Origin of the sequence: Methylibium petroleiphilum PM1, from assembly GCF_000015725.1 — a bacterium.
GTDB lineage: Bacteria > Pseudomonadota > Gammaproteobacteria > Burkholderiales > Burkholderiaceae_C > Methylibium > Methylibium petroleiphilum.
This window is the reverse complement of sequence record NC_008826.1, coordinates 76,303-89,914: the sequence shown is the minus strand read 5'-3', so window position 1 is coordinate 89,914 and position 13,612 is coordinate 76,303. Positions and strand designations below refer to the sequence as shown.

The window sequence follows — 13,612 nt, the reverse complement described above, 5'->3', positions numbered from 1 at the left end:
GACACCTTGAATGAACCGGGAGATTGTGCCTTCAGCTGAGCGCTACCGAACAGAGGAAGGCGGGCAATGATGGATGGAGGAATTGCTCAGGGTATGTGTTCGCCACCTCCTGGTAGTCGCATGCGACGGACGGGCTGCAAGGGTACGTGTGCGCGCAAGGCATCCCCAGTGGTCACGTCAACCACTGAGGAGATCCCCATGGATACCATCGTCAAAGCTCTGAACGCAGACCTGCCCTTCAAGCTCCTAGTCCTGCTCGGCATCGCCTACGGCTGCTACGTCCTCGCCGGCGTCGCGCGTGTCAGCGAATTGCACCTGGCGCGCGCCGCGTGCGAGTCAGCTCAGCTGGAAGCCGCGCGCAACAGCTTCGGCTCTGCCGGACAGGTCCAGCGCAAGCGCCTCGAGGAGGAGGCCGAGAAGATCTGCGCGAAGCTCAAAGATGTAAGCAGGCCCTAACCAGCCGCCCCGGGTGCACCATGTGCGCTCGGGGCTTCTTCTTTGCACTGATCGCGTATGTGCCCGCGTTACGCATCACGTGGGGCACGGTAAGAGAGCGAGAGGCGTCATTGCCCGTTCCGAGCACATGCTCCCTGCAGTCATCCTTGTCTAAGGGTCAGCGTACTACCCCAGACAGACTGAGCTGTGTGTTTCCTCAATGCTTCCCGATTGGTCGCGGTTGGTTTGGAGGTGCGGTGCACCGCTTTCCCACAACCTTAGGTTTCGTGCTGCTGATGAATCAGCTGCAGACACCCAAAAGACACGTCACATACCCGGTAACCCGTGGGTGGACATCGATCGAGCCCCAGAGGCCTCGTAGGAAGTGAGAGTCGAAGACACACGACTAGCTCGAGTTGCTCGCAGACCGCGAGAAAACGCAAATGACTTACTGTTGTCGAGTCCGGCCCTGAGTCAAAAACGATGCTTCGGCATCAGATCGCGCGCGACCATGTCGCACCGATCTTTTTGACCAGGGCCGGGCTCACCATTGGTGACCTGGCCTTGTTTCTTTCCAGCTTCCACCCGGCCGTTTCGCATCTCCTGGGCACACGCTTTCGCGGCGCCGCCGCTTCCCCCAACGGAGATCACATGAGCGCCATCGTATCGCGGTCGGCTACCTTGGCCAGGCCGTTCCACTTCACCCGCACCCACATCCCCACCGGCAAGACGACCGTCGGCGACTTCAACGGCACCCACGAGCCGTGCTGGAGCGACGACAACTGGCGCTACACACCGATCGCATCCCTTGCGCGGTCAGCGGTCTCGCTGGTCGAACGCTGGAACGGGCAACGACCCGAGAACACGCTCTGGCGCTACGCGCTGGCCAACGGCCCCGCGCCGGCCGCCAGCTGAACCACCCTGCCCGCCCTAGCTTCATGCGTTGGGCGGGCTTCTCTTTCTGGATTGCGCATTCCGTCCGGGGGTCGAAGTACACGCCCGAGTGGCTCATCACGGTTCACCAGGAGCACGTCGCTCTTGTTCAACGTGAAGGAGCAAATCCACATGGGATACCGAGTCGTCTCGGGCGCCCAGGCCAAGCAGGGAACACCTGAATGGCTGGCGTGGAGACTAAACGGACTGGGCGCGTCTGACGCGCCCGCGGTCATGGGGAGGTCCAAATGGACAACACCCTACGGCCTGTACCGGCAGAAGATCGGCCTCGACCCGGGGCCGAAGATGAACCCAGCGATGATGCGCGGCATCAAGCTGGAGCCGAAGGCGCGAGCAGCCTACGAGAAGCACACCGGCAACATCATGGTGCCGATGGTTCTCGAGAGCACGACGCATCCGATCCTGAGGGCCTCGCTCGACGGACTGGAGATCGACGGCTCGATCGCGCTGGAGGTGAAGTGCCCGGGCGAAGAAGCGCACATGCTCGCCAAGAACGGCCTGGTGCCCGACTACTACGTCGACCAGACGCAGCAGCAGCTGCTTGTCTCGGGAGCGAAGGAGTTGCACTACTGGTCGTTCGACGGTGACAACGGCGCCCTGGTGATCGTCTACCCAGACCCTGCTCGTCAGCAAGCCATCATCGATGCCTCGCTGCGATTCTGGGAACGGGTAACGGCTCGCGTATGGGAGTCCGACGAATGGGCTGCTGCAGCAACGCTGTGGCGCGCCCTGAAGATGGAATCCGACGCGGCCGCCGAGCGCGAAGAAGCCGCCCGCAAGGCGCTGATCTCGCTGCTTGCAGACGACGAACAGAAACGCGAAGGTGCCGGAGTGATCGTCACCCGCGTGACCCGCAAGGGCACCGTGGACATGGCGAAGCTCCTGGCCTCCAAGGGCTTCACGTACACGCCGGAAGAGGAAGAGAAGTTCCGCAAGAAAGACTCGACCACCGTTCAGGTGAGAGAGGCTGCAACCGCGGAAGAGATCAACCCCGAAGCGCTGCAAATGCCGAAAGAGCAACCCAAGTCGGACGCCAAGGTCGACCCGATCGCAACCGTGGTCGACGATTCGTTCATCCTGACGGTCTAACCCACCCCACCCCATCCAGCGCTGCTGGGTGGGGTTTTTCTTTGCGCCTGCGCCAAGCTCACGAAGAAAAGCGGCCTGGTCTCCGAAGAGAGCCAGGCCGGGGTGAGGTTGAGCGCTACACCGGCAGGGACCGGAGCAGACGCGTCGTGATGCTGAAGTAGCCGTTCTCCAGTCGCGGCGCGCGCCGGCTGATCCACTCCATCGCCTTGTCGCTCGACAGGATCGCCTCGAGCTCGTCGAGGGATCGGTCGCCGGCGGCAACGATCGACAGGTTGTGATTCACCGCCAGCATGCCAGCGGGCACGCGCACAGGGCGCAGCGTTTTCGCGATGCGAGGCACCAGCAGGTACGGTTGCGAGAGATCGAACTTCTCGAACGACTCGGGCGGCATCCAGCGCGGGCTCTTGCGGCCGCGCGCGCACATGCGTGGCAGCTCGCGATCCAGGTGCTCCATGACGGCAGCACTCGGGTCCACGTCGCGCCGCGTGCGGATCGCGTAGCGCGTCGGTTTGCCGAGCACGCCTTGCGTGATGTCGTCCGTGTCGATCGCCGGCACCAACTCGTCGCGCGGCAGACCCTTGGCCACTTCTTCGTGGATCAGGAAGATCCCTGGGGTGCCCAGCCACGGGGCGATGCTCACCTTCGCGAGTTCCCCCAGCGTCGGGCCGCCGGCGTCAACCTCGTCGTCAGCGCCCGGGAACACCGGAGCCTTCGAGAGCGGCGAAGCGCACTGGGCGGCATGCCGCAGTACCACGCCCACCGGGTGAATCCGCGGCGGCGCGCCGCGGCGGCGCAGCTTCGGCCGGTAGAAGGCGCTCGTGACGTCCAGGCGCTCGAGGTGAGCGATGCCAAGTCGTTGTCCGATCGCTTCGCGCAGGCGCGCGGCGTTTTCATTGAAGAGCCACCTATCGCTCGTGACACAAGCGATCTCGCCGTCCCCGTGAAGGGACAGCGCGCAGCGATCGAGGAAGCTGTGCAGCATGTCGGCCGTCGCGTAGTCGGGCAGCTCGCGCTCGTAGTCGTCGCGCAGCGGTTGCGGCACATTGGCGAAGCGAAGGTACGGGGGATTTCCCGCGATCGCATGGTAGACCGGCTCACGAGGGCCCTCCAGCAGGAAGTCGCCGTGGCGTACGATCTCTTCGGCCAGTGCTCGCGCGTCGGCCGCCTGGCGGCCATGAGTCACCAGCACACCGGCAACGCGTGCACGGGCTTCCGACACCGCGAAGAAGTGGATCTCCCAGCCTTCGATCACGTGCGACAGGCGCGCGTCGTCGATGTTCGGGTACGCGAGGAGCAGGCGCTCCAGCGCACGACCGAGGAAGGCGCCATCGCCGCAGCTGGGGTCGACCAGGCGGCGCGTGCCGTTGGGCCAGTCCAGCATGTCGAGCAGCTGGTTGACCACGGGGTCCGCGGTGTAGATGGCGGTCGAAGCGTGGAGCGCGTCGATCGCCAGTTCGCGGTCAGATTGTCCAAACATGTCCATTGAAAGTTCTCCGTTGAAAGAGGCGTGACGTACGCCTTGCTTTGCGAGATGAGGAACACGCTGGCTCACGCGCGCTTGCGCTGCGCCCGAGAAAGAAGAAGCCCCTCACCAGCGAACTGGGAGGGGCTTGAGGGGTTGCGCGTCAGATCTTGATCCGCAGCGTGCGAATCGCGTCGCGGGCGGCCGCGGCCACCGATTCGAACGAGGAGCCGGTGCCGCTGTGGACCGTTCCGCCGTGCTGCCAGGTGATCGTGTGATCGTCCACGATTTCGACGCCGGCGGCTTCGCAGGCCTTGACCAGCGATTCTTCGTGCGCGCTCATGACGTCGTCGCAGTTCATGTGCCACCAGTCGGCCAGGTGCTCGTTGCCGCGCGCCCCGAGGATGTCCTCCAGGCTGCGGCCGGCAGATTCCAGCGCGCGCGCCTTCAGAGCGGGCAGCTCCTCGTCGGTGACGCCCTCGGGGGCATCCTCGTCGAGGAACGACAGATCCTCGGCAGTCCAGACGCTTGCGACCGCACCGCGGCCGCGCAGCTCGTCGAGCAGCTCCGTCTCGGTGAACATCGACAGCGGGTTGCTGTGACGCGCGGCCGAGGCCTCGGGGGCCGTCTTGGGCACGTCTTCGAACAGCTTGAGCAGATCGCGCGCGTTGCTCAGCCACTCGTTCTCGGCCGTGTCGACGTCCTCGCTACCCCACCACTCGCCGTGCTCGCGGATGAAGGTCTCGATCCACCCAAGGGACTTTTGCAGCTGCTGAGCCAGGGCCCAGACGCGGCGCAGCGTCTCGCGGTTGGCGACGAGCTCGTCTTCCATCTTGATGATCTCCGCAGCCTGGTCGCCAAGGTCGATCAGTGCCTGGAACTGGGTGTCGTCCCCGCCGGACATGCCGGCGGCGTAGTTCTGCTCGATGGCCAGGGCCAGTGCTTTGATGCTCATTCGTAGATTCCTTTCGTGGTGACGCAGGGGCACCGTGCCCCTGATGCGACGTGATGCGCGACACGCGCCACGACGACGCCACCGATTCACTCCGTGCGTGCGCCATCTCCGGGTATCCCGACAACCCTCCCCTGGAGAAACCATGAACGTGACCATCAACAACGAGCAGAAGCTCTTCGTCATCAAGTCCGCCGGCGGCTACTCGTGCTTCGGCTTCGAGAACTGCTTCCGCGAGGCGAAGGCCCTGGCCGAACGCCTGGGCGTGAAGGCTCTGGAGCCCACGCCCGATCAGATCGGCAAGCTGGAGCAGTACGAGAACTACATCAAGCTGCTCAACATGCTGCGCGACAGCGGCCGCGACCTGGGCACTTGGTTCGACCCGCGCACGACGCAGCCGGTTCGCCGCATCCTCGAGGACGCCCGCGAGCGCGGCATCAAGCTGCGCATCTTCCTGGGCGACCACGAGACCGGCAACGACTGGATGGAAGAGCACGACGTGCTCGGCCGCATCGGTCGATCGACGGGCTTCCTGAAGGTGCCGCTGATCATCGAGAAGCAGAGCGACTGCGGCGGTCCGGCCATCCTGGACGCCTCGATCGTGCGCATCATCGACGCAACGAGCAAACGCGAGCTGTACCGTCACCCGACGTACCGCATGGCCAAGCTCGAGATCAGCCCCTCGGGCGACGACAAGCTGCCCCACCAGGTCACCGCCGACGGCGAGCTCCACGCTCGCTTCAAGACGTTGACCAAGGCGCAGAACTGGGTTGCCTTCATGCAGGGCACCCGGATGAGCCGCTAACCCTGACAGGCCCTCACGACATTCGTGGGGGCCTTCTTCTTTGCACCGTGCAAAAAAGGAAAAGGCCCACCGAAGTGGGCCCCTGTCTGCGGAGGAAGCGGCTTGCTCGAGGTCAGCCGGAGACGCGCTTGAGCGCCGACTTCATCGCCTCCTCGATCTTGCCGACCTGCGCGTCGTAGCGGACCAGCGCGGTCTTGTCCGGCTTGGTCTCGTTCGTGTTCCAGCGATGGATCGTCATCGTGGTCACGCTCAGCAGGCTGGCCAGTTCCTCGTTCGTCTTCGCATCCAGGCGCTTGGCCCAGGACTTGAGGATCTCGGACATCGGCTTGTCGAAGCGCTTCTTCAGCTCCTTCAGGCCATGGCTCTGATCGTGGAACACCTCGCGCGCACGATCCATGACCTCCTTCGGAACGGAGGCCGTGCGCCCGTAGATGTACGAGGACAGACGCGGCAGGCCGATGCCGATCTGCACGGCGAAGTCCTGGTTGCGCACGCCCAGCTTCTCGATCATGTCGACCAGTTCTTGCTGATCGGCGGACAGATCGCGCTTGGCCTGCTCCGGCCGCGGCTTCGGCATGTCGATGACTTGCGCAGCGGGCTGGTCGCCCTCCGCGCGCTTGACCTTGGTGACGCTCACCAAGGGCACGGTCTCGAACTCCGGTTTGTAGACTCCCGTGTCGCCCAAGGTACCTTTTCCTTCCAATACGCCTTTGAGGCGAGTGCTGAGGTATGAGTTGTTGATCCGGGTGTCGACCATGAAGTCGCGGTCTTCTTCTTCTCGTCCGGCCAGGTCGGCTTCCCGAAGATCGTCACCCTTCTCCTTCATCACCTCGATCGAGTCGTGGTTGATGACCAGGGCGAACGCCTCCCGAGAGACTTCCTTGGCTACGTTGTTGGCGACCGCGTAGACCACTGCGTAAACAGCATCCGACGAACGCATCTTCGCAAGCATCTTGGCGAAGAAGACCTCCATCGTCCGCTGAAGCACGTCATCGACTTCGTCGATGTCGACGCCGTTCTTCAGTGCTCGCAAGCGGCAGATCTTGCGAACACGGGCATCATTGAACATGATCGAGGCGATCTTGTCAATACGTGTCTTGTCGCCCGAGGGATTCTTGATGTATTCCGCGAGGATGTTTTCGAGGGGGGAGGCCGGCGCGGCTGCGCTTTCGGCCTGGATCTCGCGCAGGTCAGCCTCGTCGAGGCCGGCCTGTGTCGAGAGATTGTCGAGCTGTGGGCTGTCCCGGCCGTCGTCGGCTGCGGTCAGTTCGGCGATCTCGATCGCCGACGCTTCTGCCAGCATGTAATTCTCATTCTGCTTCCGCGCAGATGGACTCGCTCTTAGGCGGCCACCAGTGCGCGGTCGACGGCAAGGTCCATCCGCGGCAGCACCACGCTACGAACCTGCTCGATGTCATCCACCTCGCCGAGGAGGATGTACAGGCCGGCCGCGACGATCTCGCTGCGGATTTCGGGGTGGTCGATCAGCGTCTCCTCGACGCGCTTCGTCACCCGCTTCACCATGTCGTCACCATAGACACCCTCGACACCCAGCTGCTGCAGCATCCCTTCAGGGGACGACACGCCGAGGGCGTCGAGACCGATTTCGATGGGGGAAAAAGCGTTCAGACCGTTCATGATATGTGTTGTGGTGGCGACTATAGCGAAATCACACGTATGTGTAAAGCAGATGGAGCGATTGGATTCTGATCAGGCGACGGTCGCGGCCATGATCTTCTCGATCTTGGGCAGCTGGGCGCGCAGGTCGCGGCCCGACTTGGCGGTGCGCGCCATCAGGGCGATGGTGGCCAGGATGATCTCGGCCTGGGCTTCGGCGTGGTCGACCATCGCCGCGCGCATGCACTTGCCGGCGCGGTTGCCGGTGCACAGGCCGTCAGCGAACATCTTGCAAGTGGCCTGGCCGGCGTCGCCGATGCAGCCGAGGCACTCCAGGCCGATGTCGATTGCGCCGTGGTCGTTGTTCGTGGTCTGTGCGTACATGATCGTGTTCCCTAGTGAGTTGTCGCAGCGCAAGAGTGCTTCTGCATAAGCGTTAATCATAGGCTCGACGAACGACCTGTAGCAATCGAAAACATCAAGCAAAACAACGACTTAGGCGTCAACGATCCTTTCCACGGTAAGGGCTGGAAGATCGCGTAGACACCGCTTTCCAGTCGAGCGCGGAACAAAAAAGGGAAGAGGCCCGACCGGTGGCGGTCGGGCCTCTGGTGCTGGTTAGGCGACGTCTCGCGGATCGTCCTCGCGCTGCCAGCGGCAGCCTTGACAGCCCGGCTCCTCGAGCTTCAGGTCGTACCGGCAGCTCTTGGACATCGGGTTCGGAATCGTCACCATCAAGCGGCGGCCGTCGGGGTGCCATCCGCTCTGGACTTCGACGGTGTCCTTGTACGGTGCGCGGTCGAAGCACTTCACGTTCATGGGCAGGCGCACCGCGGGTGCGGCCTGGGCGGGAGAGGTGTGCATGGGATGCTCCTGTGGGGTTGGTTGGATCTGCCAAACGAGATGCGGCACACAGGAAAAGAAGAAACCCTCCAAGACATGGTCTTGGAGGGCTCTAGCTCAGCGAAGCAAGGCTTCGAGAGCGGGTTCAGATCACAGCCAGCCGAGGTTGTCCGCAAGGCGAACGACCGGACGGCTGAGGATGTAGCCGGTGATGGCGATAGCGCAGAGGACGAGGGTCATTTGGGAGCTCCTGAAGGGTTGGGGGATGTGCAAAGGTCTTTGCGTTGGCCTGTGCCCTTGGTAATCGAGAACATGGGCCTATAAGACGCGTTGGCCTTACACAACCGTGTTCGTCCTCGTCGCCGCCGCCGCTTGCGGTGCTGCCACCACCAACCGGGTCTTGTTGTTCCGCTGAAAGAAAAAGCCGCCCACGAAGGGGCGGCTTGGAGGGATTGAGGCTGGTCAGTCGGCGAACGACAGAGCCTGGCCGAGCGTGGCGGTTGCGGCTTCCTGCTGGTCGGGGTCGCCGAACAGCGATGTGACGCCCTTCATCAGCTTGGCCGTGGCCAGAGCGATCTTGTTGAGCTCTTCGAAGGCTTCGCGGCGCGCGGCCTCGACCATCGACAGCTGCAGGTAGGGCTCCAGAGTGAGATCCTCGATCACCTGGCCGGAGCCTTCGAGCATGATCTCTGCCGTTTGGTCGTCCTCGACACCGGTGATGCGCACGCGCATCAAGGCGACAGGGCCGCTCTTGAGCGCGACGCGCCACACGGCGTGAGCCGCCTTGCTCGGTTCGGCACCAGGAGGCGACACGTCGACGACGAACACCTCCTCGGCAACCGAGACGGTGCTGTCCTCCATGAAGTCGCCCAGCTCGAAGCCTGGCGTCAGACGGAGGTGATCGATCGCGTACTCCTCGCAGCCGGGGAAGGCCTTGTTGTCGCCGATCTTGTTGAGCGTCACGGGGTTCTCGGTGACGAGCGACAGGAAGAAGTCGAGCTTTTCCATGGTCAGAACTCCAGGGTTTCGAGTGTGGCAGCCGGGGCTGCGTACATCGCTTGAACCGCCGCCGGGGTGACCAAGTCGAGCAGAACGCCCTCGTCGGTCCAGTGAGGCATGTCGCCCGGCATGCTGTGTTCGATCGCGCCGTCCTTGGAGAGGTCGGCGATCACGGCTGCAGCAGAGTCGCCGGAGACCACCTGGGTCGCCTGGTCCAGGGCGCCATACGGAGCGCGCACGACGTGGCAAAGGATCTCGTTGCCGCGCTTCGTGTAGAAGCAGGTCGCGCCCTTGCGCAGGAAGAGCAACTCGTAGGGCCCGGGCTTGCGCCAGCGCCAGACGATCAGGTCGGCCGAGGCGCCGACTGTGGTGTGGTCAGACTTGAGCATGATTGGATGTGCTTTCGCACGTTGTCGGGATGCCCGGTGATGACGAACAGCGAGGGTGACGACGGGCGTGGCGAGGCCGGACATGCTTTGCGCGCGGCGGATGAGGAAAAAGGAAACCCCCGCCGGTTGGGGCGGGGGTGGAAGGCTGCGGGGCGCAGGCCTGGCGGATCACGACTCGCAGATCGCCTCGAGAACCGCGAGGCTCACCGCGGAGCGGGCCCGCGTGGCCAGGGACTCGATCTGCGCGGCGGCCGGGCCGAAGCCCAGCTGAAGCGACTTCCTCGCAAGGTGCAGAAGCGCCTCGGCGGGGATGATCTCGTGGTCGGCGCCCATCGAGTCGATGAAGCGCAACGTCAGGTCTTCGTCCGCGTACCCGTCGGCACCGATGGTCAGGCCATCGAGCGCGTGGGGCGCGTCGCTCAGCACCAGCTCGAACAGTTCGAGGTAGGTGTTGAGCATGTCGATCTCACTGGCCTCCGACGCGTCCGCGGCCGAGGTGGCCGGGCCGGGAATCGTCTCGCGGAGGTGGGTGATCAGGATCTCCAGGGCGTCGGATTCGACAAGCATGTCGAACGCGTCGGCCGTCGAGTCCTCCACCACCTTGCCGGCGGCGTCCAGGACGCAGGAGACTTCCAGATCGCCGCCCTCTTCCGAGTAGCGCAGATCCGAGATGACGCGGATCTTGGCTTCCTCGGGGTCGCGAGCGAGCACGGTGTCGGAGTAGCCCTCGCCGCTCGGAAAGAACCCGACGACGGTGAAAGCGAGATCACGGGACTGATGTGATTGTTGAGCGATGGTCAGCATGAGCTTCTCCTGTCGGAAGGTTGGTGGAGCGGGGTCCAGGTGGACGGTGCCCACGGAGATCGGCAACATGCGCGAATAAACCTTCCAGACAGGTGGGCCGAAATTTAGAATTCGGGGTCTATATGAGCGATCTGAACCGCGTCTTTGGACAGGCCACACGACTGCCGCATCTGCCGGAAGTCGTCTTGGAGCTCGACCGCGTAACGCGAAGCGATGGTTCGGACATGCGTCAGATCGCCGATGTGATCGCCAAGGACCAGGTGGTGGCCGCGAAAGCGCTGCGCCTGGCCAACAGCGCCTTCTACGGAAGCAAGGGCAGCGTAGGCACGATCGAGCACGCGATTCGGGTGCTCGGAATCAGCGATTTCAGGGTGCTGGTCCTCGCGTCATGCGCAATGTCTGCAGTCGGGACCGTTCGTGGCGTGGACATGACCAACCACTGGATGCACAGCGCCATCGCTGGGCAGGTGGCGGCGGCGATCACGGCGCGAGGCAGTAGCGAGGGGTCTTCGGCGTTTGCCGCAGGCCTGCTGCACAGCTTGGGCGTGCTCGTCATGCACCTCACTCTGCCGGATGAGGCTCAGCAGGTGCGCGATCGGTCAGTCGCCATGGACCTTCCGGCACGTGCCGCAGTCGAGAAAGAAGTGCTTGGATTCGATCATGCCCAGGTCGGTGGCGAGCTCCTGAGGCGGTGGGGTTTGCCAGCGACGATCACTGAGGCAGTGCAGCAGTACATCGCGCGTGACGCAGCGCCACGCGGGCTCCCTTCGGCCGTCTACTGCGGGAGCGTGTCGGCGAGCGGCGCGCTGAGAGGGGACGGCATCGAGTCGGTGCTCGAAGGCATCGGTGGCGAAACTCTCGGCTCGCTAGGCGTGGAGCAGAAGTGGCTGGCGGATCAGCTGAAGCGAAGCGCCGACCAGGCTGGAGCACTGGTCTCAGCCATCTCATGAGGCGCGCATGATCGCGGAGCGCCTGTACCAGGCGATCATCGACAAGTCCATTGAGAGAGGCATCGAGTTCGAGGATGCCGCGACGGCGTGCGGGTTTGATCCGGACGTCCTGCTCGAATGCTTTGACGCGAAGCCGAACAGCCGCCCGCTGAGCATCTACGATCACCTCGGGCGCGCGCAGATCGAGAAGACTGCTCAGTTCCTCGGGTGTCCGTGCGTGAGGATCTTCTTCCTGGCCGACGTCCTCAGAACGGAGGACATACGCGCGTTGGCCAGTGCCATGTTTGATCCCGCAAGGGTGGTGGACATGGATGCAATGAAGGCGCTGATCAATCGCATAGGCGACCGAGACGCACCGAAGGAAGAGATCCAGTCGCTCTTGGATCGTGCGCTCGCGGGTAGCTCGGAGTCGAAGCAGCAGATGCTTCATGCCCTCGCTCAGTATTTCGGCGACATCTCCCGCGCGAAGTTTGCCGGGCACCCAGAGGTCGTGCTTGATGAGTTCATCGCATCCACCTTCTCGCAGTCGCTGGAAGAGGCCTGTACGAAGACAGGGCTTCCATTCGATCTGATCCGCGCGTGGCGTGACAGCGAGCCAGCGACACTTCGGGACCTGGGCACGATGCGCGCCGTGGCCAAGACGATCGGTCTGCCGCTTTCACCAGTGCTCCTGTCGCTGAATGTGGCTAGGCCGGCAGATCTCCTCTGGAACGGATTGCCGGTGGATCCGATGGAGGAGCTCGTCAAGGCGCTCGACGTCGACATCTGGTAGCCGACGCGGCCGCGGACCAGCTCACCGATCAAGGGAGCGGGGTCGTCACCCTTTGCTGGGCGCGCCGTGCTTCTTGCGCAGCTGAGCGACGTAGCTCTCGACGGCGGCTTCGAACAGTTGCTGCTGGGTGACGCGGCGGCCCGTCTCGGCCTGCTCCAGGCCGCCCAGGCGCATCAACTCCTGCACCAGGTCGCGCCGGAGCCTCACGTTCATCTGCACCCTGTCGGCCGGCGGCGCCGGTTCGATCTCCCGATTCATGGCCGCGAGTGTAACGCATGTGCAGCAATGCTAGCAAAGATAGCGAAGCTAGCTATAATGCGCTCATGGAACCCAAGCACATCGACCCCGCCCAGCTGGCCGCCGCCGTGCGCGCGCTGAAGATCCCGACCCCGAACGAGAAGATCATCAACGAGATCCTCCAGGTCGAGGGGACGATGCTCGTGCGCGCGCTCGAAGGCGCGAAGCGAGGTTCCGCGCGCGAGTCGCACTACCTGCGCGGCGTGCTGCTGGCCTGCCACGAGTCGACAATCCAGCGCCTGCAGCGCGGCCGCCTGGCTGCGCTCTCGACGCGCACGATGGTGGCGATCGGCAAGGCCGAGGGCCCCGACTTCGCGATGCGCGTCCGCGAGTGGGACGAAGCCGGCCTACCCGACGGCGACAACGCGCGCTACATCCGGCTGACGATCGCACGCCACCTCGAGGCCGAAGCTGCGGCCGCCGAAGCGCCTGCGCAGCCTCCGGCGCGCGGCGCCGCCACGACGGCGGTGGTCATGCCCAACGCGATGCACTACCGCCCGGGCCGCGGAGCACCTGCAGCAGCGGCGCCGGCGCCCTCCCCTCGTGGCGACGCGCCGCATGGTGACGATCGCCCTGCCCCGCCGGAGTTCGACGAAGACATCCCGGGCCGCGCGCACATGGGGCGTGACAGCGGCCGGCGCGAGCCGGCTGCCCGTCAAGAGCAGCGCACCGAGCATCGTCCGGAGCCGCAGCGCCAGGATCAGCGTCACGAACAGCGCCAGCAGGCCCGCCAGGCCGAGCCGGCGGAAGCGTCGGCCGACCAGGAGTACCTTAGCCAGCACATCTACGGTGGCAAGGCGGCGCTGTGTTTCAGCGCCGACCAGACCCGCGCCAAGGTGCACACGGTGCGCCTGGAAGCGGCGGAGGCCAGCGCCACGCGCCAGTATGACTGGCAGCGCAAGATCGCCATCCAGCTGTCGCAGCGCGAGCTGCCGCTGGTCCTGGCCGTCTTCATGGGCTGGATCAACCGATTCGAGGGCAAGGGCCACGGCGAGAACAACTCGAAGTGGTTCACGATCGAGCAGCAGGGCAACAAGCTCTACCTCTCGGTCAATGCCAAGGGCCAGTCACCGCGCGGCGTGCCGATCATGCCGGGCGATGGCTACGCGGTCACGACGCTGCTGATGCGCCAGATGCTCAAGAACGACCCGTTCCTGACGCCGGAGATCCTGCTGTCCCTCGTGCGCAAGCAGGCCGAGCTCTTCAACGCGCCGGCGCAAGCGCCCGCGGCGCGCGCGGCCTAA

General features: G+C 64.3%; 17 protein-coding genes. 7 read left to right on the top strand and 10 right to left on the bottom strand.

Annotated features, from left to right (window positions below):
- Positions 1 to 198 precede the first annotated feature (198 nt).
- The 3 genes from MPE_RS19795 (at position 199) to MPE_RS19785 (ending at position 2,478) form a co-directional block, all read left to right on the top strand.
- A complete protein-coding gene (locus MPE_RS19795) occupies positions 199 to 456 on the top strand; it encodes a hypothetical protein (protein WP_041930354.1) in 258 nt (85 codons plus the stop codon).
- Between the two features lie 630 nt (positions 457 to 1,086).
- Positions 1,087 to 1,350 (top strand): hypothetical protein, encoded by a 264-nt coding sequence (locus MPE_RS19790; protein WP_011831494.1) that lies wholly within the window; start codon positions 1,087 to 1,089, stop codon positions 1,348 to 1,350.
- 132 nt (positions 1,351 to 1,482) lie between these two features.
- Complete coding sequence (locus tag MPE_RS19785; protein WP_237706458.1) at positions 1,483 to 2,478, top strand: lambda-exonuclease family protein; 996 nt, start codon at positions 1,483 to 1,485, stop codon at positions 2,476 to 2,478.
- A gap of 115 nt (positions 2,479 to 2,593) precedes the next feature.
- Here MPE_RS19785 and MPE_RS19780 read toward each other — a convergent pair whose 3' ends face one another.
- Together MPE_RS19780 and MPE_RS19775 are read right to left on the bottom strand one after the other, a co-directional pair.
- Positions 2,594 to 3,961 (bottom strand): Eco57I restriction-modification methylase domain-containing protein, encoded by a 1,368-nt coding sequence (locus MPE_RS19780; RefSeq protein ID WP_011831492.1) that lies wholly within the window; start codon positions 3,959 to 3,961, stop codon positions 2,594 to 2,596.
- A 142-nt stretch (positions 3,962 to 4,103) separates the two neighbouring features.
- Complete coding sequence (locus tag MPE_RS19775; protein WP_011831491.1) at positions 4,104 to 4,895, bottom strand: hypothetical protein; 792 nt, start codon at positions 4,893 to 4,895, stop codon at positions 4,104 to 4,106.
- A gap of 142 nt (positions 4,896 to 5,037) precedes the next feature.
- On the opposite strand from MPE_RS19775, the gene MPE_RS19770 reads away from it, so the two are divergent.
- Positions 5,038 to 5,697, top strand: coding sequence for a hypothetical protein (locus tag MPE_RS19770; protein WP_011831490.1), 660 nt, complete (start codon positions 5,038 to 5,040; stop codon positions 5,695 to 5,697).
- A 112-nt stretch (positions 5,698 to 5,809) separates the two neighbouring features.
- Here MPE_RS19770 and MPE_RS19765 read toward each other — a convergent pair whose 3' ends face one another.
- From MPE_RS19765 to MPE_RS19735, 7 genes are all read right to left on the bottom strand, one after another.
- On the bottom strand, positions 5,810 to 7,000 hold the full coding sequence (locus MPE_RS19765; protein WP_011831489.1) for a hypothetical protein: 1,191 nt from the start codon (positions 6,998 to 7,000) through the stop codon (positions 5,810 to 5,812).
- Between the two features lie 38 nt (positions 7,001 to 7,038).
- Entirely contained in the window at positions 7,039 to 7,335 is a 297-nt protein-coding gene (locus MPE_RS19760) for a hypothetical protein (protein ID WP_011831488.1), read from the bottom strand.
- Positions 7,336 to 7,407: 72 nt separating this feature from the next.
- Positions 7,408 to 7,698, bottom strand: coding sequence for a hypothetical protein (locus MPE_RS19755; RefSeq protein WP_011831487.1), 291 nt, complete (start codon positions 7,696 to 7,698; stop codon positions 7,408 to 7,410).
- Positions 7,699 to 7,932: 234 nt separating this feature from the next.
- Entirely contained in the window at positions 7,933 to 8,178 is a 246-nt protein-coding gene (locus tag MPE_RS19750; RefSeq protein WP_011831486.1) for a hypothetical protein, read from the bottom strand.
- Between the two features lie 441 nt (positions 8,179 to 8,619).
- Positions 8,620 to 9,165, bottom strand: a complete 546-nt coding sequence (locus MPE_RS19745) for a hypothetical protein (protein ID WP_011831484.1) — start codon at positions 9,163 to 9,165, stop codon at positions 8,620 to 8,622.
- Between the two features lie 2 nt (positions 9,166 to 9,167).
- Entirely contained in the window at positions 9,168 to 9,545 is a 378-nt protein-coding gene (locus MPE_RS19740) for a hypothetical protein (protein ID WP_041930353.1), read from the bottom strand.
- A 168-nt stretch (positions 9,546 to 9,713) separates the two neighbouring features.
- Positions 9,714 to 10,349 (bottom strand): hypothetical protein, encoded by a 636-nt coding sequence (locus MPE_RS19735; RefSeq protein WP_049820942.1) that lies wholly within the window; start codon positions 10,347 to 10,349, stop codon positions 9,714 to 9,716.
- 122 nt (positions 10,350 to 10,471) lie between these two features.
- On the opposite strand from MPE_RS19735, the gene MPE_RS19730 reads away from it, so the two are divergent.
- Positions 10,472 to 11,299, top strand: a complete 828-nt coding sequence (locus MPE_RS19730) for an HDOD domain-containing protein (RefSeq protein WP_011831481.1) — start codon at positions 10,472 to 10,474, stop codon at positions 11,297 to 11,299.
- 7 nt (positions 11,300 to 11,306) lie between these two features.
- Positions 11,307 to 12,071 (top strand): hypothetical protein, encoded by a 765-nt coding sequence (locus MPE_RS22955; RefSeq protein ID WP_011831480.1) that lies wholly within the window; start codon positions 11,307 to 11,309, stop codon positions 12,069 to 12,071.
- Positions 12,072 to 12,116: 45 nt separating this feature from the next.
- Here MPE_RS22955 and MPE_RS19715 read toward each other — a convergent pair whose 3' ends face one another.
- Positions 12,117 to 12,329 (bottom strand): hypothetical protein, encoded by a 213-nt coding sequence (locus tag MPE_RS19715; protein ID WP_041930352.1) that lies wholly within the window; start codon positions 12,327 to 12,329, stop codon positions 12,117 to 12,119.
- 65 nt (positions 12,330 to 12,394) lie between these two features.
- Here MPE_RS19715 and MPE_RS22950 point away from each other — a divergent pair, with 65 nt between their 5' ends.
- Positions 12,395 to 13,612 (top strand): hypothetical protein, encoded by a 1,218-nt coding sequence (locus tag MPE_RS22950; protein ID WP_049820940.1) that lies wholly within the window; start codon positions 12,395 to 12,397, stop codon positions 13,610 to 13,612.